The organism is Inhella sp., assembly GCF_041912635.1.
GTDB lineage: Bacteria > Pseudomonadota > Gammaproteobacteria > Burkholderiales > Burkholderiaceae_C > Inhella.
Window position 1 is genome coordinate 67067 of record NZ_JAYRMO010000002.1, and the last position, 24982, is coordinate 92048.

At 69.2% G+C, this 24982-nt stretch carries 23 protein-coding genes; 14 read left to right on the forward strand and 9 right to left on the reverse strand.

The window, feature by feature from the left end:
- Positions 1 to 47: 47 nt before the first annotated feature.
- The 3 genes from ACE3QP_RS01355 to ACE3QP_RS01365 are packed head-to-tail and all read right to left on the reverse strand — an operon-like array spanning position 48 to position 3089.
- Entirely contained in the window at positions 48 to 1091 is a 1044-nt protein-coding gene (locus ACE3QP_RS01355; protein WP_374432950.1) for a homocysteine S-methyltransferase family protein, read from the reverse strand.
- A gap of 22 nt (positions 1092 to 1113) precedes the next feature.
- On the reverse strand, positions 1114 to 1503 hold the full coding sequence (locus ACE3QP_RS01360; protein ID WP_374432952.1) for a SirB2 family protein: 390 nt from the start codon (positions 1501 to 1503) through the stop codon (positions 1114 to 1116).
- Positions 1504 to 1559: 56 nt separating this feature from the next.
- Positions 1560 to 3089, reverse strand: a complete 1530-nt coding sequence (locus ACE3QP_RS01365) for a thioredoxin family protein (protein WP_374432953.1) — start codon at positions 3087 to 3089, stop codon at positions 1560 to 1562.
- A 178-nt stretch (positions 3090 to 3267) separates the two neighbouring features.
- Here ACE3QP_RS01365 and ACE3QP_RS01370 point away from each other — a divergent pair, with 178 nt between their 5' ends.
- Positions 3268 to 5793: a bacteriohemerythrin gene (locus ACE3QP_RS01370; protein ID WP_374432955.1), complete on the forward strand. Its 2526-nt coding sequence runs from the start codon at positions 3268 to 3270 to the stop codon at positions 5791 to 5793.
- Positions 5794 to 5814: 21 nt separating this feature from the next.
- Here the strand turns inward: ACE3QP_RS01370 and ACE3QP_RS01375 are convergent, their stop codons facing one another.
- Together ACE3QP_RS01375 and ACE3QP_RS01380 are read right to left on the reverse strand one after the other, a co-directional pair.
- Positions 5815 to 6660, reverse strand: coding sequence for a hypothetical protein (locus ACE3QP_RS01375; protein WP_374432957.1), 846 nt, complete (start codon positions 6658 to 6660; stop codon positions 5815 to 5817).
- Positions 6661 to 6777: 117 nt separating this feature from the next.
- Positions 6778 to 7134, reverse strand: a complete 357-nt coding sequence (locus ACE3QP_RS01380) for an ArsR/SmtB family transcription factor (RefSeq protein ID WP_374432958.1) — start codon at positions 7132 to 7134, stop codon at positions 6778 to 6780.
- Between the two features lie 106 nt (positions 7135 to 7240).
- Here ACE3QP_RS01380 and ACE3QP_RS01385 point away from each other — a divergent pair, with 106 nt between their 5' ends.
- From ACE3QP_RS01385 to ACE3QP_RS01410, 6 genes are read left to right on the forward strand one after another with little or no spacing between them, the layout of a single operon-like run.
- On the forward strand, positions 7241 to 8278 hold the full coding sequence (locus ACE3QP_RS01385; protein WP_374432960.1) for an efflux RND transporter periplasmic adaptor subunit: 1038 nt from the start codon (positions 7241 to 7243) through the stop codon (positions 8276 to 8278).
- Positions 8278 to 11487, forward strand: a complete 3210-nt coding sequence (locus ACE3QP_RS01390; protein WP_374432961.1) for an efflux RND transporter permease subunit — start codon at positions 8278 to 8280, stop codon at positions 11485 to 11487. Before ACE3QP_RS01385 ends, ACE3QP_RS01390 begins: the two co-directional genes overlap by 1 nt.
- 2 nt (positions 11488 to 11489) lie before the next feature.
- Complete coding sequence (locus tag ACE3QP_RS01395) at positions 11490 to 11699, forward strand: DUF2892 domain-containing protein (protein ID WP_374432963.1); 210 nt, start codon at positions 11490 to 11492, stop codon at positions 11697 to 11699.
- On the forward strand, positions 11699 to 12127 hold the full coding sequence (gene trxC / locus ACE3QP_RS01400; protein ID WP_374432965.1) for a thioredoxin TrxC: 429 nt from the start codon (positions 11699 to 11701) through the stop codon (positions 12125 to 12127). The genes ACE3QP_RS01395 and trxC overlap by 1 nt, the downstream gene beginning before the upstream one ends.
- 8 nt (positions 12128 to 12135) lie before the next feature.
- Entirely contained in the window at positions 12136 to 13011 is an 876-nt protein-coding gene (locus tag ACE3QP_RS01405) for an MBL fold metallo-hydrolase (protein WP_374432966.1), read from the forward strand.
- Entirely contained in the window at positions 13008 to 14699 is a 1692-nt protein-coding gene (locus ACE3QP_RS01410; RefSeq protein ID WP_374432968.1) for a SulP family inorganic anion transporter, read from the forward strand. The genes ACE3QP_RS01405 and ACE3QP_RS01410 overlap by 4 nt, the downstream gene beginning before the upstream one ends.
- A 154-nt stretch (positions 14700 to 14853) precedes the next feature.
- Here ACE3QP_RS01410 and ACE3QP_RS01415 read toward each other — a convergent pair whose 3' ends face one another.
- Positions 14854 to 15027: a hypothetical protein gene (locus ACE3QP_RS01415; RefSeq protein ID WP_374432970.1), complete on the reverse strand. Its 174-nt coding sequence runs from the start codon at positions 15025 to 15027 to the stop codon at positions 14854 to 14856.
- 232 nt (positions 15028 to 15259) lie between these two features.
- Between ACE3QP_RS01415 and ACE3QP_RS01420 the strand changes: the two genes are divergently transcribed.
- Positions 15260 to 16978, forward strand: a complete 1719-nt coding sequence (locus tag ACE3QP_RS01420) for a methyl-accepting chemotaxis protein (RefSeq protein WP_374432972.1) — start codon at positions 15260 to 15262, stop codon at positions 16976 to 16978.
- Here ACE3QP_RS01420 and ACE3QP_RS01425 read toward each other — a convergent pair whose 3' ends face one another.
- Positions 16979 to 17872 carry an EamA family transporter gene (locus tag ACE3QP_RS01425; protein WP_374432973.1) on the reverse strand — a complete coding sequence of 298 codons (894 nt, stop codon included), beginning with the start codon at positions 17870 to 17872 and terminating at the stop codon, positions 16979 to 16981.
- Between the two features lie 105 nt (positions 17873 to 17977).
- On the opposite strand from ACE3QP_RS01425, the gene ACE3QP_RS01430 reads away from it, so the two are divergent.
- Positions 17978 to 18508, forward strand: a complete 531-nt coding sequence (locus ACE3QP_RS01430; RefSeq protein ID WP_374432974.1) for an Lrp/AsnC family transcriptional regulator — start codon at positions 17978 to 17980, stop codon at positions 18506 to 18508.
- Here ACE3QP_RS01430 and ACE3QP_RS01435 read toward each other — a convergent pair.
- Entirely contained in the window at positions 18417 to 18974 is a 558-nt protein-coding gene (locus ACE3QP_RS01435) for an MOSC domain-containing protein (RefSeq protein ID WP_374432976.1), read from the reverse strand. The two genes, ACE3QP_RS01430 and ACE3QP_RS01435, sit on opposite strands and share 92 nt — an antisense overlap.
- A 203-nt stretch (positions 18975 to 19177) precedes the next feature.
- Between ACE3QP_RS01435 and ACE3QP_RS01440 the strand changes: the two genes are divergently transcribed.
- The 4 genes from ACE3QP_RS01440 to ACE3QP_RS01455 all read left to right on the forward strand — a co-directional run bounded on the left by ACE3QP_RS01440 (position 19178) and on the right by ACE3QP_RS01455 (position 23163).
- A complete protein-coding gene (locus ACE3QP_RS01440) occupies positions 19178 to 21037 on the forward strand; it encodes a phosphoenolpyruvate carboxykinase (GTP) (protein ID WP_374432979.1) in 1860 nt (619 codons plus the stop codon).
- Positions 21038 to 21109: 72 nt separating this feature from the next.
- On the forward strand, positions 21110 to 21841 hold the full coding sequence (locus ACE3QP_RS01445; RefSeq protein WP_374432980.1) for a UPF0149 family protein: 732 nt from the start codon (positions 21110 to 21112) through the stop codon (positions 21839 to 21841).
- Positions 21838 to 22650 (forward strand): metallophosphoesterase, encoded by an 813-nt coding sequence (locus tag ACE3QP_RS01450; protein WP_374432982.1) that lies wholly within the window; start codon positions 21838 to 21840, stop codon positions 22648 to 22650. Before ACE3QP_RS01445 ends, ACE3QP_RS01450 begins: the two co-directional genes overlap by 4 nt.
- 90 nt (positions 22651 to 22740) lie before the next feature.
- Complete coding sequence (locus ACE3QP_RS01455) at positions 22741 to 23163, forward strand: universal stress protein (protein ID WP_198110484.1); 423 nt, start codon at positions 22741 to 22743, stop codon at positions 23161 to 23163.
- Here the strand turns inward: ACE3QP_RS01455 and ACE3QP_RS01460 are convergent.
- Positions 23153 to 23383, reverse strand: a complete 231-nt coding sequence (locus tag ACE3QP_RS01460; RefSeq protein ID WP_374432984.1) for a hypothetical protein — start codon at positions 23381 to 23383, stop codon at positions 23153 to 23155. The genes ACE3QP_RS01455 and ACE3QP_RS01460 overlap by 11 nt on opposite strands.
- A 327-nt stretch (positions 23384 to 23710) precedes the next feature.
- Here ACE3QP_RS01460 and ACE3QP_RS01465 point away from each other — a divergent pair, with 327 nt between their 5' ends.
- Positions 23711 to 24982, forward strand: coding sequence for a D-amino acid dehydrogenase (locus tag ACE3QP_RS01465; protein WP_374432986.1), 1272 nt, complete (start codon positions 23711 to 23713; stop codon positions 24980 to 24982).

Genomic DNA, 24982 nt, shown 5'->3' on the forward strand with positions numbered 1-24982 from the left:
GGCGCCCCCATGGGGGAGGCGCCGCAGGCGCTTCGGGGGGAGCGGAGTCAGGCAGCGAGCAGGGCGCTGAACAACCCGGCCGGGCGCGGGCGATAGCGGCCCACTTCGGCGGCAATGGCCGCCACATGTCCAGGCGTGGTGCCGCAGCAGCCGCCGGCGATGTTCAGCAGGCCGCGCGCGGCAAATTCGCCTACCAGCCGGCCGGTGATCTCGGGGGTCTCGTCAAAGCCGGTGTCGCTCATCGGGTTGGGCAGGCCGGCATTCGGGTAGCAGCTGATCGGCGTGTCGCCCGCGGCCTGGGCCAGCTCCTCCAGATACGGTCGCATCAGGCTGGCACCGAGCGCGCAGTTCAGGCCCACGGCGATCGGGTGCGCGTGGCGCACCGAATGCCAGAAGGCCGTCACCGTCTGGCCGCTGAGGATGCGGCCCGAGGCGTCCGTCACCGTGCCCGAGATGATGACGGGCAGGCGCTCGCCGGTGTCCTCCATCAGCTCGTCCAGCGCGAACAGCGCGGCCTTGGCGTTCAGGGTGTCGAAGATGGTTTCGACCAGGAAGAGGTCGCAGCCGCCGTCCAGCAGGCCCTTGGCCTGCTCGTAATAGGCGGCGCGCAGCTGCTCGAAATCGATGTTGCGCGCGCCGGGGTCGTTCACGTCCGGGCTGATGGAGGCGGTGCGCGGCGTCGGGCCCAGGGCGCCAGCGGCGAAGCGGGGCCTGTCCGGCGTCGAGTACTTGTCGCAGGCGGCGCGTGCCAGGCGGGCGGCGGCCACATTCATCTCGTAGGCCAGCGGGGCGAGGTCGTAGTCCTCCTGCGCCACCGAGGTGGCCCCGAAGGTATTGGTCTCGATGATGTCGGCCCCGGCGGCCAGGTACTGCTCGTGAATTTCCGAGATCACCTCGGGCCGGGTGAACTGCAGCAGCTCGTTATTGCCCTTCAGGTCCTTGCCATGGTCGGCAAAGCGCGTGCCGCGGTAATCGGCCTCGCTCAGCTTGCAGCGCTGGATCATGGTGCCCATGGCGCCGTCCAGCACCAGGATGCGCTCTTGCATCAGTTCGGGCAGGCGGGCGGCACGGGTGTAGGCGATCGGTTTCATGCCGCGATTGTCGCGGCCGCTCTCACAACAGGCCCAGCCAGGGGTCTCGTGTCTGGGAAACCCCGACGATCAGGCCCATGCAAAGCAGCGCACCGACGTAGCAGGAGGCCCTGAGTTCGATGCTGCGTTCGGCGTCAAAGGCCAGCGCACCGAGCAGCGCATAAATCGGCAGCAGGATCAGCTTGGCCATCAGCCAACCATGGTGAACGGGGCTGATGTTGAGCAAGCCCCAGAGGCTCAGGCCGGTGACGGTGAGCAGGATGTCCACGCCGCCATTGATGGTGCGCAGCCGGCTGTCCAGCGGCCAGCGCGCACCCAGCAGCAGGCCCAGGCCGCGCACCGCGATCATGGCCATGCTCACCACCGCCAGCAGCAGGTGCAGTTCCTGGATCTGCGGGTAGTCGTAGGGCATGGCCGGCGGTGGCCGGGTCAGCGGCCGCTGAGCGTGAACCGGATCAGAAAGCTATGTCAGCCCTTCTGTTTCAGCAAGGCTTCGCAGGTGCTGCGCTGCGCGTCGGCCGTGTCCAACTTGGCGCACACCCCACCCAGCTGGGCCTGCAGGCGCTGCAGCACCGGGGCGTTGGCGCCCTTGGCCCAGGGCACCAGCTGGTCGCTGACCTTCTGCAGCGAGCGCGCGCTGCGCTCGTAGAAGGCGCCCTTGTCCTTCTCGGCCTCGGCGATCAGCTGGGCGGCGAGCTTCTCGATGCGCGCCCCGTCCTGCGGGCTGAGCTTGATCAGGTTCTCGAAATAGGTCGAGCCCCATTGCAGGCGCGTGGCCGGGCCCTCGCTCTTGTTGAAGGCCTGCTCGTACCAGCTCAGCGCCTCGTCCTTGCGGCCGGTCTTGCGCGCATTCGCGCCCAGCTGGTTCATCAGGTAGTAGGGCGAGTGGCTCTTGGCCAGATTGGCCTTGAGCATGGCATCGCTCTCGGCCCACAGGCCGGCCAGGCCCAGCACATGGCCCACGGCCGTCATCACGGCCTGGCGCTCGTAGCCGTCCTTGATTTCGCGGTCCATCAGGTTGGACAGGCCGCGCACCTCATTCAGCAGGGCGGCGTCCAGCTTGGGGTTGACCTCGCCCTCGGGCAGGTCGATGCGGGCCAGCTGCACGCGGGCGATCAGGCAGTTCACGCGGTCGGCGCGTGAGAGCTGGGCGTCGGCCTGCTGGGCGGCCAGGGCCTGGTTCAGCTGCGCCACCAGCGCGCTGCGCGCGGCGCCGGGCTGCGGCTGCAGGGCGCGCACCAGGTCGTCGGCGAAGTTGCTCAGCACGTCCAGGTGGGTGCGCACCTGCTTGGCGTCCTTCAGCACGCTGGCCAGCAGCTCGGCATCGCCCTTGGCGGGGGCGGCTCCGGCGCCCAGGGCTTTGAGGCTCAGGCGGGTGCGGGCGTCGGTCGGCACACCCTTGGCGGTGGCCAGGCGCTGCAGCAGGGCGCCGCGCTCCTTGGCGGGCACGAGCTGCTGCTCATCGGTGTCCCAGCTGTAGTAGCTCAGCAGTTGCCACTCGCCGGCCTTCAGCGCCTTGCCGGCACGAGCCTCAGCCAGCACGGTCTTCATGGGTCGGCCGCCCGACAGACCCATCTGGAGCAGCTTGACGACGCGCTCGGCATCGGCCTCGCCGGGCAGGCGGGTCAGCTCCTGGCCGCTGGGGCTGAAGAGGATCAGCGTGGGGTAGCCGCGCACCTTGAAGCGGGTACCGAGCTTTTGCGCGCCCGGCAGGTCGCCGTCGATCTGCACCGGCACCACGGCACGGCTTTGCTCGATGAAATCGGCGCGGTTGAACAGCGTGGCCTTGAGCTGGTTGCAGGGCGGGCACCACTTGGCGCCCCAGTACAGCAGCACCGGCTTGTTCTCGCCCTTGGCCGCGGCGAAGGCGGCCTCGATGTCGCTGTCCTGCGCCGCCGCGCGCCAGGCGATGCCGGGCGGCATGTCCACGGCGGCCTGGGCGGCGGCACCGAGGGCCAGGGTCACAGACAGGGCAAGGGCGCGAAGGACGGGACGCATGCGACGGGCTCCGGGAGTCAAGCCGGCGATTGTCGGCCGCTTGCCCCGGTGCTGTCTGTGCAGGGTTGCGCGGGTGTCGGAAGTCAGGCGGGGGCCGTGGGGGCTTTGCGTGACGTCACCCCCGGCGGGTGGCACACTGCCCCATCCCTCGCGCCCACGCCGGCCCGCGCCGACCTGCATGTCCGCCATCGATATCTTTGTCTGGAGTGACCGCTTCAACACCGGGCTGGTCGAGATCGACCAGCAGCACGCCCGCCTGGTGGAGTTGCTGAACCGGGTGGCGCGCCAGGCCGCCTTCGGCGCCGACGAGGCGGCGCTGCGCCAGGTGCTGCAGGAACTGCTGGACTACACCGACTACCACTTCCGCACCGAAGAGGCGCTGTGGGCCCAGTACCTGGGCGGGCGCGAGGACGAACGCGCGCACCAGCAGATGCACCGCGACTTCGTGCAGCGCGTGCAGCGCCTGCTGCCGGCCGGCGCGCCGCAGCCGGTGGCGGCGGTGATCGACGAGCTGCAGGCCTTTCTGGTGCACTGGCTGGCTTCGCACATCCTGGAATGTGACCGCCACTTCGCTCGCGTGGTGCTGGACCTGCGCCGGGGCGTGCCCCTGGCGCAGGCCCTGCAGGGCGCCGAGGCCGAGCTGAGCGAGACGGCGCTGTCGATGATCGACATCGCGCTCGGCATCTGCAGCGCGCTGTCACGCAACACCTTGCGCCTGATGCACGAGCTGGCCGCGCGCGACGCGGCCGAACGCGGCCTGCGCCTGGCCGCCAGCGTGTTCGAGCATGCCAACGAGGGCATCATGATCACCGACCCCGAGGGCTGCATCCTCGACGTCAACACCGCCTTCAGCCGCATCACCGGCTACAGCCGCGCCGAGGCCCTGGGGCAGAACGCGCGCCTGCTCAAGTCCGGCCGCCATGGGCCGGAGTTCTATGCCGCGATGTGGGCCGCGCTGCGCGAGCAGGGCAGCTGGAGCGGCGAGATCTGGGGCCGGAGGCACAACGGCGAGCTGTCTGCCATGCAGCAGACCATCAGCGCCGTGCGCGACCCGCAGGGCCAGGTGCTGCGCTACGTCGCCCTGTTCACCGACATCACCACCGTCAAGCACCAGCAGCAGCAGCTCGACCTAGTGGCCACCCACGACCCGTTGACCCATCTGCCCAACCGCGCCCTGCTGACCGACCGCCTCCAGCAGGCCCTGGCCCAGGCGCGCCGCCATGGCCAGACGGTGGCCGTGGCCTATCTGGATCTGGACGACTTCAAGCAGGTCAACGAACGCTTCGGCAGCGTGGCCGGCGACCGCCTGCTGGTGCAGCTGGCCGAGCGCATGCGCCCGGTGCTGCGCAGCGCCGACACCCTGGCCCGACTGGGCGGCGACGAGTTCGTGGCTGTGCTGCCCGAACTGGCCAGCGCCGAAGCCGCCGAGCCTGTGCTGAGTCGGCTGCGCCAGCAGATCAATCAGCCCATCGAGCTGGAAGGCGAGAGCCTGCAGCTTTCCGCCAGCCTGGGTCTGAGCTACTTGCATCAGGCCGAGCCCGGCGCCGATGCCGACCAACTGCTGCGCCAGGCAGGCCAGGCCATGTTCCAGGCCAAGCAGGCCGGACGCAACCGCCTGCAGGTGTTCGACGCCGCCGGTGAGCGCGTGCAGCGCGACCGCCAGGAGCAGACCGAGCGCCTGCGCCAGGCCCTGGAGCGCCAGGAGTTCGTGCTGCACTTCCAGCCCAAGGTGCAGATGCGCAGTGGCCAGGTGCTTGGGGCCGAGGCCTTGATCCGCTGGCAGCACCCGCAGCGCGGCCTGGTGGCGCCGGCCGAGTTTTTGCCCCTGATCGAAGACCAGCCGCTGGAGCTGGCAGTGGGCGAATGGGTGCTGGAAACCGCGCTCAGCCAGATCGAGGCCTGGCGCGCCATCGATCTGGTGCTGCCGCTCAGCATCAACGTCGGTGCCCACCAACTCGGTCAGGCCGATTTCCTGCCGCGCCTGCAGGCCGCGCTGGCCCGCCACCCGGCCGTGCAACCCGGTGATCTGGAGATCGAGGTGCTGGAAACCAGCGCCCTGGACGACATGCTGCGTGTGGCCGACATCATTCGCGATTGCAAGAGCTTGGGCGTGGGCTTTGCGCTCGACGACTTCGGCACCGGCTACTCCTCGCTGGCCTACCTGAAGCAGCTGGCCGCCGACCGGCTCAAGATCGACCAGAGCTTTGTGCGCGACATGCTGGACGACCCCGACGACCTCGCCATCCTGGAAGGCGTGCTGGGCCTGGCGGCGGCCTTCCGGCGCGAGGTGATTGCCGAGGGCGTGGAATCCGAGGCCCATGGCGAGATGCTGCTGCGCATGGGCTGCGAACAGGCCCAGGGCTACGCCATCGCCCGCCCGATGCCCGCTGCCGCCCTGCCCGGCTGGGTGCAGAACTGGCGCCCGCCACCGCAATGGGACGGCTGCAAACGCCTACCGCGCAGCGAGCTGCCGCTGCTGAGTGCGGTGGTGGAGTTGCGTGCTTGGCTGAGGGCACGGCGCCAGGGCAGCGCGCCGCCGCTGCCGGCTTCGCTGCAGACCCTGAGCGTCCGCTTGCCGCTGCCTTTGCAGCAAGGCCTGACGGAGCTGCAGGCGCTGGCCTGGGGACCTTCAGAAGAGGCCCTGCAGGCCCTGGGTGAGCAGTTGGTGGAGGGGCTGCAGGGTTTGGTGGCGGTGGCGGGTTGAAGCGTGACGCAGCGCGGACGCTCAGGGCGAGACGTTGAACTTGCAGCTGAGGCTGTTCCCGTTGATGTTTTGCTTCGCGTCAACCTGGAAGTCGCCCCCCGCGGAGAAGAACAAGCCGTCCAATCGCCGCGCGTCTACGTCAAAAGTTAGGAATGAGCCCGAACCGGCAACAACAAGCAGGTCAAAGGTGCCCGAGGCCTGTGCCTTGGAGTAGATGACTTGAGACTGTTCATTGGCTGGCAGGGCGAATCGCGTCCCGTCCGAGGAAAGCGAAAGCTCTCCGTCGGAGGCAACTGTGAACGTGCAGGTCTTGTTCTTGTCAAAGGTCTGAGCGCCGACCAAGGTTCCAACCATGCACGTGTAGTAGTTCTTGGCGCTGCTGCCAGAGGCATCTGGGCATTGAGCCAGCTTGCCCGCAGTGAGAACAGATGCCCCAGCACCCTGGCCGACGTTGACGTATTTGGTCAACTCACCTGCATCGATCACCTCTGGGCCAAACGGACCGCCCATCACATAAACGCGCCAATCGATGACTGCCAAGTAGGCGCCGGTTTCGGGGTAGTAGCGATACGTCCAGCCGTGCAGCTGCCGGGTGGTCTGAGCTGAAGGGAAGTAGTTCTTGAGGTTTGCCTCGGCAAACGCAAACAGCTGATTGGCTGCATCCGTGGCATCCACGCCGGGCACAGCTGCCTTGGCCTTGGAGTTTGGGCCGGCGCCCTGGGCGAGATGCCGCGCCTCGATCTGCTCCGCGCGCAACGCGACGGAGTCAAGCTCCTGGCTGCCGCCCCCGCATGCCGCCAACGCAGCCAGCATGACCGCGCAGCTGGTTGCGGCAAACACCCGACTGATTTCGCTCTTCTTTCTCATGGTCGTATCCCTGAACTGGCGCCGTCCATTTGCGGCGGCGGGCATCCTGCCAAGGTCAGGAGCGATCACAGAGGGGAGCGTTGAAACAGTCTGCAAGCGACCCCCGGCTTGCGGGGCTCAACGCTTGAACAAGCCCAACCGCTCCTTCGCCGCCGCCTCGCTCTTGCGCGCCACCGTGCCGCACACCAAGTCGCAGAGCTGGTAGATGCCTGCATCTGCCACGCAGTAATAGGCACTCGTGCCACGGCTCTCGCGTCGCACCAAGCCGCGCTGCTGCAGCAGGCTGAGGTGGCGGGAGACATTGGCCGTGGTCATGCCGGTCTGCTCGGCCAGATCGCCGACGCGCTGCTCGCCATTGCGCAGCAGGTTCAAGAGGCGCAGCCGGTTGGGTTCGGCCAGGGCCTGGAAGAAGGAAGCCACCTCGTCTAGGGCGGGGTCGGGCAGTTCGTGCATCGAGGGCGCGATGGCGGGCATGGGCATTCCTGACGGGTTCACGGGCCGCATTCTGTACTTGATTGACTATTTGAGCAAATGCGTAAATACTTGAGCCCAAGACAGACAGCCACCCTTCCATCGCGCCATGAAACCCACCCTGCTTCGCGCCCTGCCCCTGGCCTTGACCCTGGCCCTGATGGCGAGCCTGCCAGCGCACGCGGCCGATGCGGCCGCTCCGTACCGCACCCTGACCCTGCAAGCCGGCAGTCAGGCCGGCCTGCGCGGCTTCGAGGGCGTGGTGGAGGCGCAGCGCCAGACCGTGCTGGCGGCGCAGGTCTCCGGAGCCATCGTCGAGATCGCCGTCAAGGTGGGCGACCGCGTCAAGGCCGGCCAGCTGTTGATCCGCCTCGATGCCCGTGCCGCCGAGCAGGGCGCCCAGGCCAGCGCCGCGCAGGCCCAGGCCGTCAAGGCGCAGCTTGCCCTGGCGCAGCGGGACTTCGAGCGCCAGCAGCAGCTGCGTGCCCAGGGCTTCATCAGCCAGGGCGCGCTGGACCAGGCCGAAGCGCAGTTCAAAGCCAGCAGCGCGCAGCTGCAAGCCCAGGCCGCCGCGCTGGAGGCCGCGCGCACGCAGACGGGCTTCCACCGCGTGACGGCGCCGTATGACGGCGTGGTGGCCGAAGTGCCCGTGTCGCTGGGCGACCTGGCGATGCCGGGCCGCGCCCTGGTGACGGTGTTCGACCCGCGCGCCCTGCGCGTCACGGCCAGCGTGCCGCAGCAGCTCAAGCTGCCGGACGCGACCGTGCTGCAGGTGGAGATCCCCGCCCTGGGCCAGCGCCTGAACCCGACCCGCGTGCAGCGCCTGCCGCTGGCCGATGCCGGCTCGCAAACCCAGCAGGTGCGCCTGGAACTGCCCGACTCCGCCGCCCAGCCGGGCCAGTTCGCCCGCCTGCTGGTGCCGCAAGAGCAGGCCGGTGCGCCCACCCGCCTGTGGGTGCCGCAGGCGGCGGTGGTGCGCCGCGCCGAACTGCGCGCCGTCTACGTGCTCGACCCCAAGGGCCAGCCGCAGCTGCGTCAGTTGCGCCTGGGCCCGGTGCAGGGCGACCAAGTGGAAGTGCTGGCCGGCTTGAGCGCCGGTGAGCGCGTGGTGCTGGAGCCGCAGCGCGCGGCCAAGGGAGCCCAGTGATGGCCAAGCTGGGCGTGTCCGGCCGCATCGCGGCCTTCTTCCAGAGTGCGCAGATCACGCCGCTGCTCGCAATCGTGGCGCTGCTGCTGGGCGTCTTCGCCGTGGCGGTGACGCCGCGCGAGGAGGAGCCGCAGATCAACGTCACCATGGCCAATGTGATGGTGGCGCTGCCTGGTGCGGCGGTGACGGATGTCGAATCGCTGCTGGCGGTGCCGGGCGAGCAGGTGCTGTCGCGCATGCCGGGCGTCGAGCATGTGATGTCGGTCTCGCGCCCCGGCATGGCGGTCATCACCGTGCAGTTCAAGGTGGGTGTGCCGCGCACCGAGGCCCTGGTGCGCCTGCACGACACCATTCAGAGCAATGCCGACTGGCTGCCGCCCGGTTTGGGGGCTTCGCCCCCGCTGGTCAAGCCCCTGGGCATCGATGACGTGCCCATCGTCAGCTTCACCCTGTTCAGCCGCGATGCGAACTTCGGCCGCTACGACCTGGAACGCGTGGCACACAGCCTGGAGGCCGAGCTGAAGCGCGTGCCTGGCACGCGGGACATCACGACGATTGGCGGCCCCGGTCGCGCCGTCCGCGTGGAGGTGGACCCGGCCAAGCTGAACCGCGTCGGCCTGTCGATGGGTGAACTGCGCCAGGCCCTGCAGGGCGCCCACCAGGGGGCCCAGGTGGGCGAGCGGGTGCTGGGCAACCAGACCATCCAGCTCGAAGCCGGCCCTTTCCTGCGCGATGCCCGCGAGGTGGAGGAGTTGGTGGTCGGCGTGCACCAGGGCAAACCGGTGCAGCTGCGCGATCTGGCCCAGGTGAGCGACGGCCCGCTGCCCGACACCCGCCTGGTGTGGCACCGCGTGGACGGCCAGGACTACCCCGCCCTGACCCTGGCCGTGACCAAGAAGGCCGGCGAGAACGCCATCGACGTGGCGCGCGCCTTGAGCGCCCGCGTGGCCGAGCTGCGCGGCACCGTGCTGCCAGCCCAGGTGGACCTGGAAGAGACGCGCAACTACGGCAGCACCGCCAACGACAAGGCGAATCAGCTGATCCAGAAGCTGCTGTTCGCCACCGCCTCCGTCGTGGCCCTGGTGTTCTTCGCCTTGGGTAAGCGCGAGGCCGCGATCGTCGGCGCGGCGGTGATCCTGACCCTCACCGTCACCCTGTTCGCTTCCTGGGCCTGGGGCTTCACCCTGAACCGGGTGTCGCTGTTTGCGCTGATCTTCTCCATCGGCATCCTGGTGGATGACGCCATCGTGGTGGTGGAGAACATCCACCGCCACCAGCAGCTGTTCCCCGGCAAATCCCTGCGCGAGCTGATCCCGGGCGCGGTGGACGAAGTGGGCGGCCCGACCATCCTGGCGACACTGACGGTCATCGCCGCCCTGCTGCCGATGGCCTTCGTCTCCGGCCTGATGGGCCCCTACATGGCGCCCATTCCCATCAATGCCAGCATGGGCATGCTGCTGTCGCTGGCCATCGCCTTCGTCGTCACGCCCTGGCTGGCGCGTCTCTTGATGAAGGCCGTGCCGGCCGGCGCGGGCCACGACCCCGAGGCCCTGCATGGCCTGTCCAAATGGCTGGCCCCGCGCTTCGAGCGTCTGTTCGGCCCGCTGCTGCACGCGCAGCGCGGCGGCCGCAACCGCAAGCTGCTCGGCGCGGGTGTGGCGGGGCTGATCGCGCTTTCGGTCGCCCTGCCGGCCGTGGGCCTGGTGATGCTGAAGATGCTGCCCTTCGACAACAAGTCGGAGCTGCAGGTGGTGGTGGACATGCCCGCCGGCACGCCGCTGGAGCAAACCGCCGCCACCCTGCAGGCTCTTGGATCGTGGCTGGACGAGCAGCCCGAAGTGCGCCACTTGCAGGCCTATGCCGGCGCTTCAGCCCCCATCAACTTCAACGGTCTGGTGCGCCAGTACTTCCTGCGGGCCGACCCGCACCAGGGCGACCTGGCGGTGACCCTTGCCCCAAAGGGCGAGCGCAAGGAGCAGAGCCATGCCATCGCCACCCGCTGGCGCCCCGAGCTGCAGAAGATCGGTCAGCGCTTTGGTGCCAATGTGAAGGTGGTGGAAGTGCCGCCCGGCCCGCCGGTGCTCGCCCCCATCGTGGCCGAAATCTATGGCCCCGAGCAGGAAGGCCGCGCCCAGGTGGCGGCCGCCGTGCGCAAGGTGCTGAGCGGGCAAGAGGGCGTGGTGGACGTGGATGACTCCGGCATCGCCGCCGCGCCGCGCCAGCTGCTGCAGGTCGACCGCCGCAAGGCCATGGGTCTGGGGGTGGCCCCGGCCCAGGTGGTGGCCACGCTGCGCGCGGCGCAGAGCGGCGACGCCGCGATCTGGCTGCACGACGGCTCGCACCGCGCGGTGCCGGCCACGCTGATGCTGCCGCCCGAGCGCGCGGGTGAATTGGACGCGCTGCTGTCGCTGGGCGTCAAGTCCGCCAGCGGCGCGCTGATTCCGCTGCGCGAGCTGGTGACCGTGGTGGATGCGCAGCGCGAGCAGCCGATCTACCGCAAGGACGGCCTGGCCGTGCACTACGTGGTGGCCGACATGGCCGGCCGCATCGACAGCCCGCTCTACGGCCTGTTCAGCGCACGCTCGGCCTTGCAGCAAATCGAGACGCCCGACGGCGGCCGCCTGCAGGAGTTCTTCATCCGCCCGCCCAGCGACCCCTACCGCGGCTACAGCCTGAAGTGGGACGGCGAGTGGCAGATCACCTACGAGACCTTCCGCGACATGGGCCTGGCCTACGCCGTCGGCCTGGTGCTGATCTACCTGCTGGTGGTGGCGCAGTTCGGCAGCTACCTGACGCCGCTGATCATCATGGCGCCGATCCCGCTCACGGTCATCGGCGTGATGCCCGGCCACGCCCTGCTGCACGCACCGTTCACGGCCACCAGCATGATCGGCATGATTGCCCTGGCCGGCATCATCGTGCGCAACTCCATCCTGCTGGTGGACTTCATCAACCTGCAGGTGCGTACCGGCATGGCCTTCGAGCGGGCTATTCAGCGCTCGGCCATCACCCGCGCCCAGCCCATCTTGCTGACCGGCCTGGCCGCCATGCTGGGCGCCTTCTTCATCCTTGACGACCCGATCTTCAACGGGCTGGCTATCAGCCTGATCTTCGGTATCGCGGTCTCGACCGTGCTGACCCTGGTCGTGATTCCGGTTCTCTACTACGTGGCCTATCGCCACCGCCTGCACCTCTTGAAAGGAGAGTGACCATGAGCTCTTGGCAAATCGTCCGTGTCGTCGCCGGCAGCTTCATCCTGCTGTCCCTGCTGCTCGGCATCCCCGGCAGCCCCGTCTTCCACTCGCAGTGGTGGCTGGCCTTCACCGCCTTCGTCGGCCTGAACCTGCTGCAGTCCGGTTTGACGCGCTGGTGCCTGATGGAAACCATCCTGCGCAAGCTGGGAGCGAAAGGAGGCTGCTGATGCATCTCGTCTGCGCCCAATGTGGCGCGGTCAACCGCGTGCCCGAGGAGCGCCTGGGTGACGGCCCGGTCTGTGCCAAGTGCAAGACCGAGCTGGCGCCCGCGCACCCGGTCGCGCTGAATGACGCGCGCTTCTTCGACTACATCGCCAAGACCGAGCAGCCGGTGCTGGTGGACTTCTGGGCCGAGTGGTGCGGACCCTGCCATGCCATGGCGCCGCACTTCCAGGCCGCCGCGGCGGCCTTGCCGGGCGTGCGCTTTGCCAAGGTGGAGACCGACAGCAACCCGCAGGCCAGCGTGAAGAACCGCATCCGCTCCATCCCCACCCTGGTGCTCTACCGCGGCGGCGCGGAAATCGCGCGGCGCAGCGGTGCCATGCCGGCGGCGGAGCTGCAGCGCTGGGTGCAGGGCGCGCTTTCGGCGGGATGATGGCGGCCATGTCCGCCTCGCCTTACCTGCTCGAATCCTTCCACGACCCCGCCACCGGCACCGTCAGCCACTTGCTGGCCTGCGCGCGCACGCGCCGCGCGGCGCTGATCGACCCGGTGCTGGACTTTCAGGCCAACAGCGGCAAGGTGCACACCACCAGTGCCCAGCGCCTGGTGGAGCGCGTGCGCGCACTAGAACTGAGCGTGGACTGGCTGCTCGAAACCCATGCCCACGCCGACCACCTGAGCGCCGCGGTGTGGCTGCAGCGCGAAGTGGGTGGGCGCATCGCCATCGGCGCCGGCATCGACGCCGTGCAGGCCCATTTCCAGCCCGTGCTGGGCTTGGGCGAACCCTGCGACGCGCGCGCCTTTGACCAGCTCTTTGCCGAGGACGACAAAGTGCCGGTGGGCGATCTGCGCCTGCAGGTGCTGCACACCCCCGGCCACACACCGGCCTGCATCAGCTACTACCTGCCCGGCGAGCCGGGTTGCGTGTTCGTGGGTGACACCCTGTTCAGCCCCGACTACGGCTGCGCCCGCGCCGACTTTCCCGGCGGTGACGCGGTGCAGCTTTACCGCTCCATCCAGCGCCTGTTTGCCCTGCCCGACGCCACGCGCGTGATGCTCTGCCACGACTACCCGCCCGCCGGCCGCGCACCCTGCCTGGAAACGACGGTGGCGCTGCAGCGCGCCACCAATGTGCAAGTGGGCGGCGGCGTCTCCGAAGCCGACTTCGTGGCGCGCCGCCAGGCGCGCGACCGCCAGCTGGCCGTGCCCGCCCTGCTCTGGCCCTCGCTGCAGGTGAACCTGCGCGGCGGCCGCCTGCCCGAGCCGGATGCGCAGGGCCGACGCTTTCTGAGGATCCCGCTGGGCCTGTCCGAATGAAGGCGCTGGACCTCGGCCGCCCGACGTTCGACGACGCGCTGGCCGGCCTGTTGGTCAGCGCCCTGCTACTGCCGCAAAGCCTGGCCTACGCCCTGCTGGCCGGCCTGCCGCCGCTGGCCGGGGTGATGGCCAGCCTGCTGCCGCTGCTGGCCTATGCGCTGGTCGGCAGCTCCACCACCCTGGCGGTGGGCCCGGTGGCGGTGCTGGCGCTGATGATCGGCGAGGCCGTCGGCCGCCTGGGCCCGGCCCATGCCGTGGGGCCAATGACGGTGGCCCTGGTACTGGCTGCGGAGGTCGGCCTGCTGCTGCTGCTGGCGGCGCTGCTGCGCCTGGACGCGCTGGGTGCGCTGCTTTCCAGTCCGCTGATGCAGGGCTTCGTCAGCGGCTCGGCGCTGGCGATCGCTTTCGGTCAATTGGTGCCGCTGCTCGGCCTGCAGTGGGCCCCGTCCTCGCCCTGGCCGCAACTGGACGCCTTGACCGCCGGCTTCGGGCTGGCCGCCCTGCTGCTGCTGGTGCTGGCGCGCCAGTTCGGCGCGCGCGGGTTGCGCGCCCTGGGGCTGGGGCCCGCGCGCGCCCAGATGCTGGCGCGCATGGTGCCGCTGCTGCTGGTCGGGCTGGCCATTGCGGTGGTGGCCTGGCTGCAGGGCCGTGGCCAGGCCGGCGCGCTGCCGCTGGCCGGCCGGATTGCGCTGGACGAGGTGCACGGCCCGGCCTCCTTGGCGGTGGCGCCGCTGGCGCTGTGGCGCGCGGCCCTGCCCACCGCCCTGATGGTGGCGCTGGTGGGGTACGTGTCCAGCCTGGGCGTGGCCCAGGGCCTGGGTGCGCGGCGGCAGGAGCGGGTGCTGCCGCGCCGCGAGCTGCTCGGCCTGGCGGCGGCCAATGGCGTGGCGGCGCTGAGTGGCGGCATGCCGATTGCCGGCAGCTTCTCGCGCAGCGGCCTGGTGGCCGAGGCCGGGGCGCGCACACGCTGGACCGGCATCTTCATGGCCCTGGCTTTCGCGTTCTGGATCAGCCTGGGCGCGCGCTGGCTGGCCCTGCTGCCGCAGGCGGTGCTGGCCGCCACCATCATCGTGGCCGTGCTGCCCATGGCCGAGTGGCAGCCGCTGCGGCGCGCCTGGCGCTACTCGCGCGCCGAGGGGCTGTTGATGGGGGGCGTCACCCTGGCGGTGCCGCTGCTCGGCGTGGAAATGGCGCTCGGCCTTGGCGTGCTGGGTTCGGTGGCCCTGCTGCTGCAGCGCACCGCGCGCCCACATTGGGCCGAGGTGGGGCGCATTCCGGGCACCGAGCTGTTCCGCAACACCAAGCGCTTCGCGGTGGAGCTGCTGCCGGGCGTGCTGGCCATCCGCATCGACGAGGGCCTGCGCTTCACCAACGCCCACTGGGTGCGCGACCTGCTGTGCGAGGAGGCGGCCGGCCGGCCCGAGCTGCGCCACCTGGTGCTGATGATGAGTGGCGTGAACGAGATCGACCTCAGCGGCCTGGAGGCCCTGCAGCAGTTGGCGCTGGAGCTGCGCAGCCAGGGGCGGCAGCTGCACCTGAGCGAGCTCAAGGGCCCGGTGGCCGACCGGCTGATCGCCGCGGGTCTGGAAGATTGGCTGCCCGGCCGGGTGTTCCGCACCCAGATGGACGCCTGGCATGCGCTGATGGCCGCGCCCGGCGAGCCGGCGAGCCATTGGGTCTCGCCCTGAGCGGGCGGGGATTCACCGGCGGTGTTTGTCAGCGAGATCTGCCGGCCGACCGGTCGGTCGGAAAGCAGAACGGCCCGGGCAAGGCCGGGCCGTTCTGGGTGGCGCGCCCGCAAGGCGCGCCGGGGAGTCCGCGTCGAGTCCGATGCAGGCCGACTTAGGCGGCCACGGCCTCGGCGGCGGCCTGCTCTTGCATGAAGAACAGGTAAGGCACCTCGACACCCCAGTCCTCGCTCACGTCATTCAGCGGAGCGGGTTCGACAAAGCTGCCGGACAGGAAGGACAGGACGCTGCTGGCGGAGCTGATGGAGGGGGTGTTTTGGCTGTTCATGTGCTTCTCCCGGGGGGACTGCGGACTGGAATGCTTTGCATTGTTCCGAGTCAAGCGTTTCGGGCATGTGATGGCGATCACTTCCGCCCCCCGGTTTGTGCGGCGGCCCGCAAACAGGGGGTGGTGAGGGGGCGGCGGCATCGGGACCTTCCCGGTCCGTGCCAGCGCGCCACAGTCAGGCAGGGGCGCCCAGGTCTAGAGTCGAGCGACCCGCCCAACCCAGGTTCACCCCATGCTGCGCAACTTCAATATCGGCCGCCGACTCGGCGGCGTGTTTCTGATCTGTGCTTTGCTGCTGACGCTCTTGGGTGGCTTCGGGGTGTACTCGACCTACACCTTCATCAAGTCCTTCGACCAGTACGTCTTCCATGTCGTGGAGGCGGGCCAGCACGCCGGCAACATCCGCGCCGAGATGATCAACTTGCGGCGCTTCGAGAAGGACATGGTCATCAATGTGGCTGACCCGGCCAAGGTCAAGGAGTACCAGGGCCAGTGGACGGCAACTTATGAGTTCATCCAGGAGGCCTTCGGTGAACTCAAGCCGCGCCTGCGCGACCCGGCCGTGGCCAAGCGGGTGGAGGAGGCCCAGCAGAGCCTGAAGAGCTATCACGACGCCGTCGCGGCAGCGCTCGGCAAGCTGGAGGGGGCGGATGTGGCGGCCGCCAACAAGGCCGTGCGCGCCGGACGTGACGGCTTTGTGGGCGCCGAGAAGATCTTTGCCGAGACCATGCAGCGGGTGGCCAAGGCCACCGGGGAGATCAAGCAGAAGTTCGACGATGGCGCCCGCGCGGTCTTCATCTGGACCATGGTGCTGGCCGCCGGTGCCCTCGGTTTCATGATCTGGATGGGAATGGCCGTCACCGCCAGCGTGGTAGGCCCGCTGCGCAACGCCAAGGAGTTTTCCGGCGCCGTGCGCGATGGCGACCTGACCGGCGACATCCCCACCCACGGGCGCGACGAACCCGCCCAGCTCGCGCAGGCTCTGCTGGACATGCAGACCTCGCTGAACCGTATCGTCAGCGAGGTGCGCACGGCGGCCGACAGCATCCAGGTCGCCAGCTCCGAGGTCGCCAGCGGCAATGCCGACCTCTCCCACCGCACCGAACAGACGGCGGCCAGCCTGCAGCAGGCTGCCAGCGCCATGAACGAGCTCACCGCCACGGTGAACCAGACGGCCGACTCGGCCCGCACCGCCAACCAGCTGGCCAGCCAGGCCAGCGCCTCGGCCGAGCGCGGCGGCGCGGTGGTGGGCGAGGTGGTCAGCACCATGGAGCGCATCAACCAGGGCAGCCGGCGCATCGCCGACATCATCGGCACCATCGACGGCATCGCCTTCCAGACCAACATCCTGGCGCTGAACGCCGCCGTGGAAGCGGCCCGGGCCGGCGAGCAGGGCCGCGGCTTTGCGGTGGTGGCGGGCGAAGTGCGCCTGCTGGCCGGGCGCAGCGCCGAGGCCGCGCGCGAGATCAAGACCCTGATCACCAGCAGCGTCGAATCGGTGGAGGTGGGCAGCAAGCTGGTGGCCGACGCCGGCCAGTCCATGCAGGAGATCGTGGCCAATGTGCAGCGCGTGAGCGACATCATTGGCGAGATCAGCGCCGCCGCCGGCGAGCAGAGCAGCGGCATCGGTTCGGTGAACGACCAGGTGGTGCAGCTGGACCAGGCCACGCAGCAGAACGCCGCCCTGGTGGAGCAGAGCGCGGCGGCCGCGCAGTCGCTGCGCGAACAGGCTCAGCGCCTGGCCGAGGTGGTGGCGGCCTTCAAGGTGCAGGGCGCCGCGCGCAGCCAGCCGGCTGCCCGCGCGCCCGTCAAGGCGCCGGTGCAGTCCCCCGCCCGGCCGGCCGCGGCACCCAAGCCGGTAACCAAGCCGGCGCCCAAGTCTGCGCCCACCCCGCGCCCCGCTGCGCCGAGCCCGGCGCCGGCCAGCGACGGCGACTGGGAAACCTTCTGATCAACGCCTGGCGCTGAGCAGCAACACCACCCCGCCCAGCACCACGCCGGCCGCCGCCCACTCGAAGCCGCTGACCACCTCGCCGCCCAGGCCCACACCCAGCAGCAGGGCGATGACCGGGTTGACGAAGCAGTAGCTGCTGGCCAGGGCGGTGCTGGCGCGCGCCAGCAGCACCATGTAGGCATTGAAGGCCACCAGCGAGCCGAACACGATCAGATAGAGCCAGGCGCCCACGGCCAGGGGCTGCAGCGGTAGCAGGGCTTCGCCGCGCAGAGCGGAGAGAACCATCAGCACCGCGCCGCCGGCCAGCATCTCGGAAGCAAAGCCCATCGCTCCGGGGGCGAGCGGGAAGTGGCGGCGGCTCAGTAGGCTGCCGGCCGTCCAGGCCGCGCAGGCAATCGCAATCGCCGCCAGGCCGGCGGGCGAGGCCTGGAAGCTCGCCCCTTGCGTCAGCAGCAGCACGCCCACCAGCCCGAGGCCGATGCCGGCCGCCTCGCGTGGCGCCGGGCGCTCGCCCAGCAGCAGGCCGCCCAGTGCCATCAGCACCGGCACCACGGCGATGAAGGCCACCACCAGGCCCGAGCCCACGGTCTGCTCGGCATAGGCGGTGCCGCCCATGCCGCCACCCAGCATCAGGCTGCCTACCAGCAGGGCGTTGCGCCACTCGCGGGCCGTCGGCCAGGGGGTCTGACGCACCCAGCGCATCCAGGCCAGCAGGAGGGCGCCGGCCACCAGGAAGCGCGAGCCCATCTGCAGGAAGGGCGGGAAGCTCACCAGCGCGAACTTGATGGCCAGGTAGGTGGAGCCCCAGACCAGCCAGGTGGCGGCCAGGCAGGCCAGCACCAGGGGGTTCAGACGGGCGGCGGCGGGCAAGGGCAGGGCGGCGGTGTTCATGGGCCTCATGCTAAGAAAGCCGTTGCCACCATTGAATACCAAAGTGCTGGCATTCAGGCCGAATGACTTTTAGAGTGAAGCTGAAATCAACGAATCACCTTGGATATGGAATTTGATGCCAAAGACGACCGCATCCTGGTCGAACTGCAGCGCGACGCGCGCCTGACCCTGGCCGAGTTGGGCCGGCGCGTGCACCTGAGCCAGCCGGCGGTGAGCGAGCGCGTCAAGCGCCTGGAGGACGCCGGGGTGATCACCGGTTACCGGGCGGTCATCAACCCGCTGGCCCTGGGCCATGCCATCCGCGCCGTGGTGCGGGTGGGCCGCGTGGACTTCGAGCGCATGCGCAGCCTGATCGAGACCACGCCCGAGATCAGCGATGCCTTCAATGTCACCGGCGAGGACAGCTGGATCCTGCTGCTGGCGGTGCGTGATGTGGTGCACCTGGATGAAGTGCTGGGCCGCTTCTGCGCCGAGGGGCCGACGGCGACCTCGGTGATCCTGAAAGTGCTGCGCGAGCGCGGCGAGGTGCGCTCGCCGGGCGCGCTCACATCCGGAACAGCTCGCGCACCGACAGCTCCCGCGGCCCCGGCAGCAGCTCGAAGGGCTCGCCGGCGCACAGCGTCCCCGGCTGGCTGACGGCCAAGTAGAAGCCGCAGTAGCCGCTTTGCCGCATCAGCTTGACGGCGTGCTTGAAGCCCATCACGGCGTTGAACTTGAAGCAGGGCTGGCGCGGTTCGGTCACCACCAGTTCGCAGTTTGTGAAGCGCAGGCGATCGCCCTGCCAGACCTGGCCTTCCTGCAGGCCCTCCAGGCTGAGGTTCTCGCCCATCGCCCCCCAGGGCAGCGCGTCCTGCCAGCCGGCCACGCCGGCCTGGGCGCGCACGGTGCGCCAGAAGGCGTAGTGCTCGCCCGGGTAGGCGTACAACGCCCGCTTGGGGCCGCCGTGCACGCTCAGGTCGGCCTGGGCATCGCCTTCCAGCCCCAGTTCCAGCACCGCCACAGGCTCAGCCACCGCCTGCTTGGCAATGCCGCTGGGCACTGTTTCCCCTTCCAGGGTGATCAGGGGTTTCACGGGGGAACGGTTCAGGCTGAGGAGACGCATGTCAACAAATCACGAAGGGGGCCGGGAACTCGCATTGCAGCATGCGCCACGTGCATAACCCCACGCCCCGGGGGAGTTACAGCGTGGTTACGGCCGCCGGACAATCCGCCACCCCGCTCCGGCGCGGGATTCGGTGAACCCCCCTCAGGCAGTTGCAGGGGCTGACCCAATCCCGTTTCTTCACTTCCATGGAACCTTCTGTCATGAACCGACCCGTGCTGGAGGGGCTGCGCTTGAATGTGCCGGCCTACGTCAAACATGCCCGCCTGATTGCCTGGGTGGCCGAGATCGCCGCCCTGACCGAGGCCGCCGAGGTCTACTGGTGCGACGGCTCGAAGGAGGAGTACGACCGCCTGTGCGCGCAGCTGGTGGCCAAGGGCACCTTCAAGAAGCTGAACGAGGCCAAGCGCCCGGGCAGTTTCCTGGCCTGGAGCGACCCCAGCGATGTGGCGCGCGTCGAAGACCGCACCTTCATCTGCTCCGAGCAGAAAGACCAGGCCGGCCCGACCAACAACTGGATGGCTCCGGCCGAGATGCGCGCGCTGCTGCAGACCGGTGACAAGGCCCTGTTCCGTGGCGCTATGAAGGGCCGCACGCTGTATGTGGTGCCCTTCAGCATGGGCCCGCTGGGCAGCCCGATCGCCCATATCGGCGTCGAGTTGACCGATTCCGCCTATGTGGCCGTCAACCAGCGGCTGATGACCCGCATGGGCCGTGGCGCGCTGGACGTGCTGGGCGAGGACGGCGAGTTCGTGCCCTGCGTGCACACCGTGGGCGCCCCGCTGCAGCCCGGCCAGCAGGATGTGACCTGGCCCTGCAACCAGACCAAGTACATCGTCCATTACCCCGAAACGCGCGAGATCTGGAGCTATGGCTCGGGCTACGGCGGCAACGCCCTGCTGGGCAAGAAGTGCTTTGCGCTGCGCATCGCTTCCACCATGGGGCGTGAGCAGGGCTGGCTGGCCGAGCACATGCTGATCCTGGGCGTGACCAACCCTGAAGGCGTCAAGCGCCATGTGGCGGCGGCCTTCCCGAGCGCCTGCGGCAAGACCAATTTCGCCATGCTGATCCCGCCCCAGGGCTTCGAGGGCTGGAAGGTCACCACCATCGGCGATGACATCGCCTGGATCAAGCCGGGCCCGGACGGCCGCCTGCGCGCCATCAACCCCGAGGCCGGCTACTTCGGCGTGGCCCCCGGCACCAACACCCTGACCAACCCGAACTGCATGGCCTCGCTGGAGCGCGACGTGATCTTCACGAACGTGGCGCTGACCGATGACGGTGATGTGTGGTGGGAAGGCATGACGGACGAGCCGCCCGCGCACCTGATCGACTGGCAGGGCAAGGACTGGACGCCGGCCGACGGCAAGATCCAGGGCCGCAAGGCCGCGCACCCGAACGCGCGCTTCACCATCGCCGCCACCAACAACCCGGCGCTGGACGCCGAGTGGGACAACCCGGCCGGCGTGACGATCGACGCCTTCATCTTCGGCGGCCGCCGCAGCACCACCGTGCCGCTGGTGACCCAGGCGCGCAACTGGACCGAGGGCGTCTACATGGCCGCCACCATGGGCAGCGAGACCACCGCCGCCGCCGCCGGCCAGCAGGGCGTGGTGCGCCGCGACCCCTTCGCCATGCTGCCCTTCATGGGCTACAACATGAGCGATTACTTCGCCCATTGGCTGCAAATGGGCGCGAAGCTCGGCGAAAAGGCCCCGGCGATCTTCTGCGTCAACTGGTTCCGCAAGGGCGAGAACGGCAAGTTCGTCTGGCCCGGCTATGGCGACAACATGCGCGTGCTGGGCTGGATGCTCGACCGTATCGACGGCAAGGCCGAGGGCCATGAGAACCCCTTCGGCGTCAGCCCCAAGTACGACGAGATCAACTGGACCGGCCTGCCCTTCACCCGCGCCCACTACGAGACCGTCACCGAGATCCACAAGGCCGACTGGCTGGCCGAGATGAAGCTGCACCAGGAGCTGTTCGACCAACTGGCGCTGCGCCTGCCGGCCGAGTTGCCGGCCACCAAGGCGGCGATCGAGCAGCGCCTCGCGGCGCTCTGATCGACTGGCAATGCCCCACCCAGGCCCGCGCAAGCGGGCCTTTTTTCATTTCGCCCGCCGACAATCCAGCCCATGAGTACCCAAGACCTCACCGACGCCGAGTTCGACGAACTCGACCACCTTCTCGAACAGGCCCCCGGCGGGCTGGACCCCATGGATGTGGCCATGCTCGACGGCTTTCTGGCCGGCCTGCTGGTGCAGCCGCGCCTGATCCCGCTGGACGAAGCCCTGCCCTTCATCTTCGACAGCGAGAACCGCCCGCTGCCGGCCGAGCACGACCCGGCCTGGCTGGCCAAGCTGCGCGGCCTGATCGAACGCCGCCTGGCCCAGTTGCGCCGGGATCTGGTGGATGTGGGCGCCTTCGACCCCATCGTGCTGCAGCTGGATGAAGAGGCCCTGGCCAACGAGGAGGAGCCCGCGCTCAAGGCGCTGCCGGCCTATTCGCGCGCGCTGCTGCCCTTTGCCGGCGGCTTTGCCACCGCGCTGGGCGCCTTCCCGAACGATTTGGCCAGCTTCGTGGAAGACGAGGCCCACGAGGCCATCGCCCGCATCCTGCGTCACCTGCCGCCCGAGAACGACGAGGAGCGCGCCATCAATGCCGAGATCGATGCCGCGCTGCCGCTGAAGAGCGTGGACGAAGCTGTCGAGGACCTGGTGCTGGCCGTGGGTGAGCTGGACGCCTTGACCGAGCCCTACCGCTACAAGGTGGACGTGCGCAAGCACGAGGCGCCCAAGGTGGGCCGCAACGACCCCTGCCCCTGCGGTTCGGGCAAGAAGTTCAAGAGCTGTCACGGCGCCACTTGATTCTCCAACTGCTGAGCGATCTGCACCTGGAGCGCGAGCCGCAGCACCAGCCGCTGATCGCCCCCGAGGCCGAACTGCTGGTGCTGGCCGGTGACATCGGCTCCTACCAGGCCGGTTCGCACCTGCTGCCCTTTGGGCCGGAGGCCGATTGGGGCCTTGCCCGCTTCGCGCCGGCGCGCGTGGGGCGGCCGGTGCTGTTCGTGCCCGGCAACCACGAATACGACGGCCTGCCCTTCGAGGCCGGGCGCGCGCAGCTGCGCGCCTGCTGCGAGCGCCTGGGCATCCACTGGCTGGACCGCGAGGTGCTGGTGCAGGGCGGCGTGCGCTTCCTGGGCTGCACGCTCTGGGCCGACTTCGACCTGCTGGTGGACCCGCGCGCCGACATGAGCGTCCAGCTCAAGTCGCGTGACAAGGCCTACCGGGCCGCCAACTTCTACCTGCGCAAATACAGCGCGCTGGAGAACGACCAGCCCATGCTGGCCGAACGCCTGCGCGAGCTGGCTCTTGCCGACCAGGCCTGGCTGCGCGCCGCACTGGCCCAGCCCTTCGAGGGCCGCACCGTGGTGGTGACGCACTTCGCCCCCAGCGGCCTGAGTGCCGACCCGCGCTACGGCCTGAACCCCGGCACGGCGGGCTTCTGCAACGCGCTGGACGAGCTGCTGCCGCAGGCCGATCTGTGGCTGCACGGGCATCTGCATTGCCGGCACGACTATCGGGTGGGCCGCTGCCGCGTGGTGGCCAATGGCCGGGGCTACGTCAGGAAGGGCGAGCAGGAGGGCTACCGCGAGGCCCTGACCCTCACGCTCTGACCGTCAGGCTTTGACCATCCGCAAGCCAGGGCACTGGCACGCGCGCGACACTCGCGCCCGCTTTCCCGGTTCAACCCCTCGGAGCTCCCCATGAAGATTCTGGTCGCCATCGACGGCAGCCCCTACACCAAGCGGGCCCTGGCTTACCTGACCGCGCACGACGAATGGCTGGGTGCGGCCCACAAGTACACCCTGCTGACCGTGGTGCCCGCCGTGCCGCCGCGCGCCGCCGCGGTGATCGACAAGGCGACGCTGCAGTCCTATTACGAGGACGAGGCCGAGAAGGTCTTCAAGCCGGTGCGCGCCTTCTTTGCCAAGCAGGGCGTCGCCGCTGAATTTGTCTACAAGGTGGGCCATGCGGCCGATGTGATCGCGGCCATTGCGGCCAAGGGCAAGCACGATCTCATCATGATGGGCAGCCACGGCCACGGCGCCCTGGCCAATCTGGTGATGGGCTCGGTCAGTGCCAAGGTGCTGGCGCAGTCCGAGGTGCCGGTTCTGCTTATCCGCTGATGCGGCGGGCGCGCACCCAGTCCATCGGGCTTTCCACCGGCGGGTGTTCGCGCTGGCTTTCCAGCTGCCCGTAGCTGCGGCTGCGCTTTTCAAAGTCGCCATCGCCCTCCAGGCTGGCTTCCATGCCGAAGGCGGTGCCCAGGTCCGCCGGGTCGGTCTGCGCCACGGGTGCGGGGCCGCTGCGGCGGCGCAGGAAATGCAGTGCGGGAGCGAATCGCATGGGGTACCTCTTCTTGCGGGAGCTCTACAACGTGGCACTGAAGCGTTGGCGGCACCGGCCCGGTTGACACCCCCCGGCCCTGCCGCCTGCTCTGCAACCCAGTGTGCGCCGCTGGCTTGGCAACACCACCCCCCTTTCGGGTGAGAGCAACAGCCGCGTTGGCAAAAGCGCACAGCAATTCACGCCGCCCGCTTAGCGTCATGAAATCGTCAGCAAGCCGCGCTTGCGCCCACGCGCAGGCGAGCGCCGGCCGAATGGGCTAACGTGCCGGCTTCCCCCTGGGCGGCTTACCCGCGCGCCCGGCAACCTGTTCACGGAGTACACGCCATGAAGGTGGTGGTTCTGGGCGCCGGCATCGTCGGCGTCAGCACGGCCTGGTATCTGCTGGAGGCCGGCCATGAAGTGGTGCTGGTCGATCGCCAGCCCGATGCCGCACTCGAAACCAGCTACGCCAATGGCGCGCAGATCTCGGTCAGCTTCTGCGAGCCCTGGGCCAATGCCTGGGTGCCCATCAAGGTGGCCAAGTGGCTGCTGAAGGACGACTCGCCGCTGCTGTTCCGCCCGCGCCTGGAAATCGCCCAGATGCGCTACGGCCTGGCCTTCCTGATGCAGTGCACCACCGCCAGCTTCGAGCGCAACGTCGAGGAGCTGGTGCAGCTGGGCCGCTACAGCCATGCGCGCCTCAAGGAACTGGTGCCGGCCACCGGCATCGAATACAACCGCCTGGAGAAGGGCATCCTGCACTTCTTCAGCAGCCAGCAGGACTTCGACAACGGCGTGGCCGGCGCCGAGGTGATGCGCCGCCACGGCGTGGACCGCCGTGTGCTCAGCCGCGACGAAGTGCTGAAGGTCGAACCCGCGCTCGCCACCTTCGGCCCGCGCATCTTCGGCGGCACCTACACGCCCAGCGACGAATCGGGCGACGCCCTGGTGTTCACGCAGAAGCTGGCGCAGAAATGCTTCGAGCGCGGCGCCGAGAAGCGTTTCAACACCCACATCCTGGCGCTGGAAAAGCAGGGCCAGGCCATCAGCGGCGTGCGGGTGAAGAACGCCCAGGGCCAGACCGAGACGATCACCGGCGACGCCTATGTGGTGGCGCTGGCCAGCTACGCGCCGGCCCTGGTCAACCCGGTGGCCGACTGCCTGAACATCTACCCGGCCAAGGGCTACTCGGCCACGCTGCGCTTGAAGAAGCCCGATCAGGCCAGCACGGTGAGCCTGCTGGACGACACCCGCAAGATCGCCATCAGCCGCCTGGGCGATCGCATCCGCATCGCCGGCACGGCCGAGCTGGTGGGCCTGGATACCAGCCTGAACTCCGCCACCAGCCGCACTCGCTGCGAGGCCCTGGTCAAGCGCTACGAAGAGCTCTTCCCCGGCGTGGCCGATCTGAGCGAGCCGAACTACTGGACCGGCCTGCGCCCCAGCACGCCCACCAACATCCCCTACATCGGGCGCAGCAAGAAGGTCGACAAGCTGTGGTTCAACTGCGGCCATGGCACCCTGGGTTGGACGCACGGCGCTGGCAGCGGCCACGCGCTGGCCGAACTGATCAGCGGCCGTCGGCCGCCGACCGAGTTCCACTTCTACGGGGTCTGA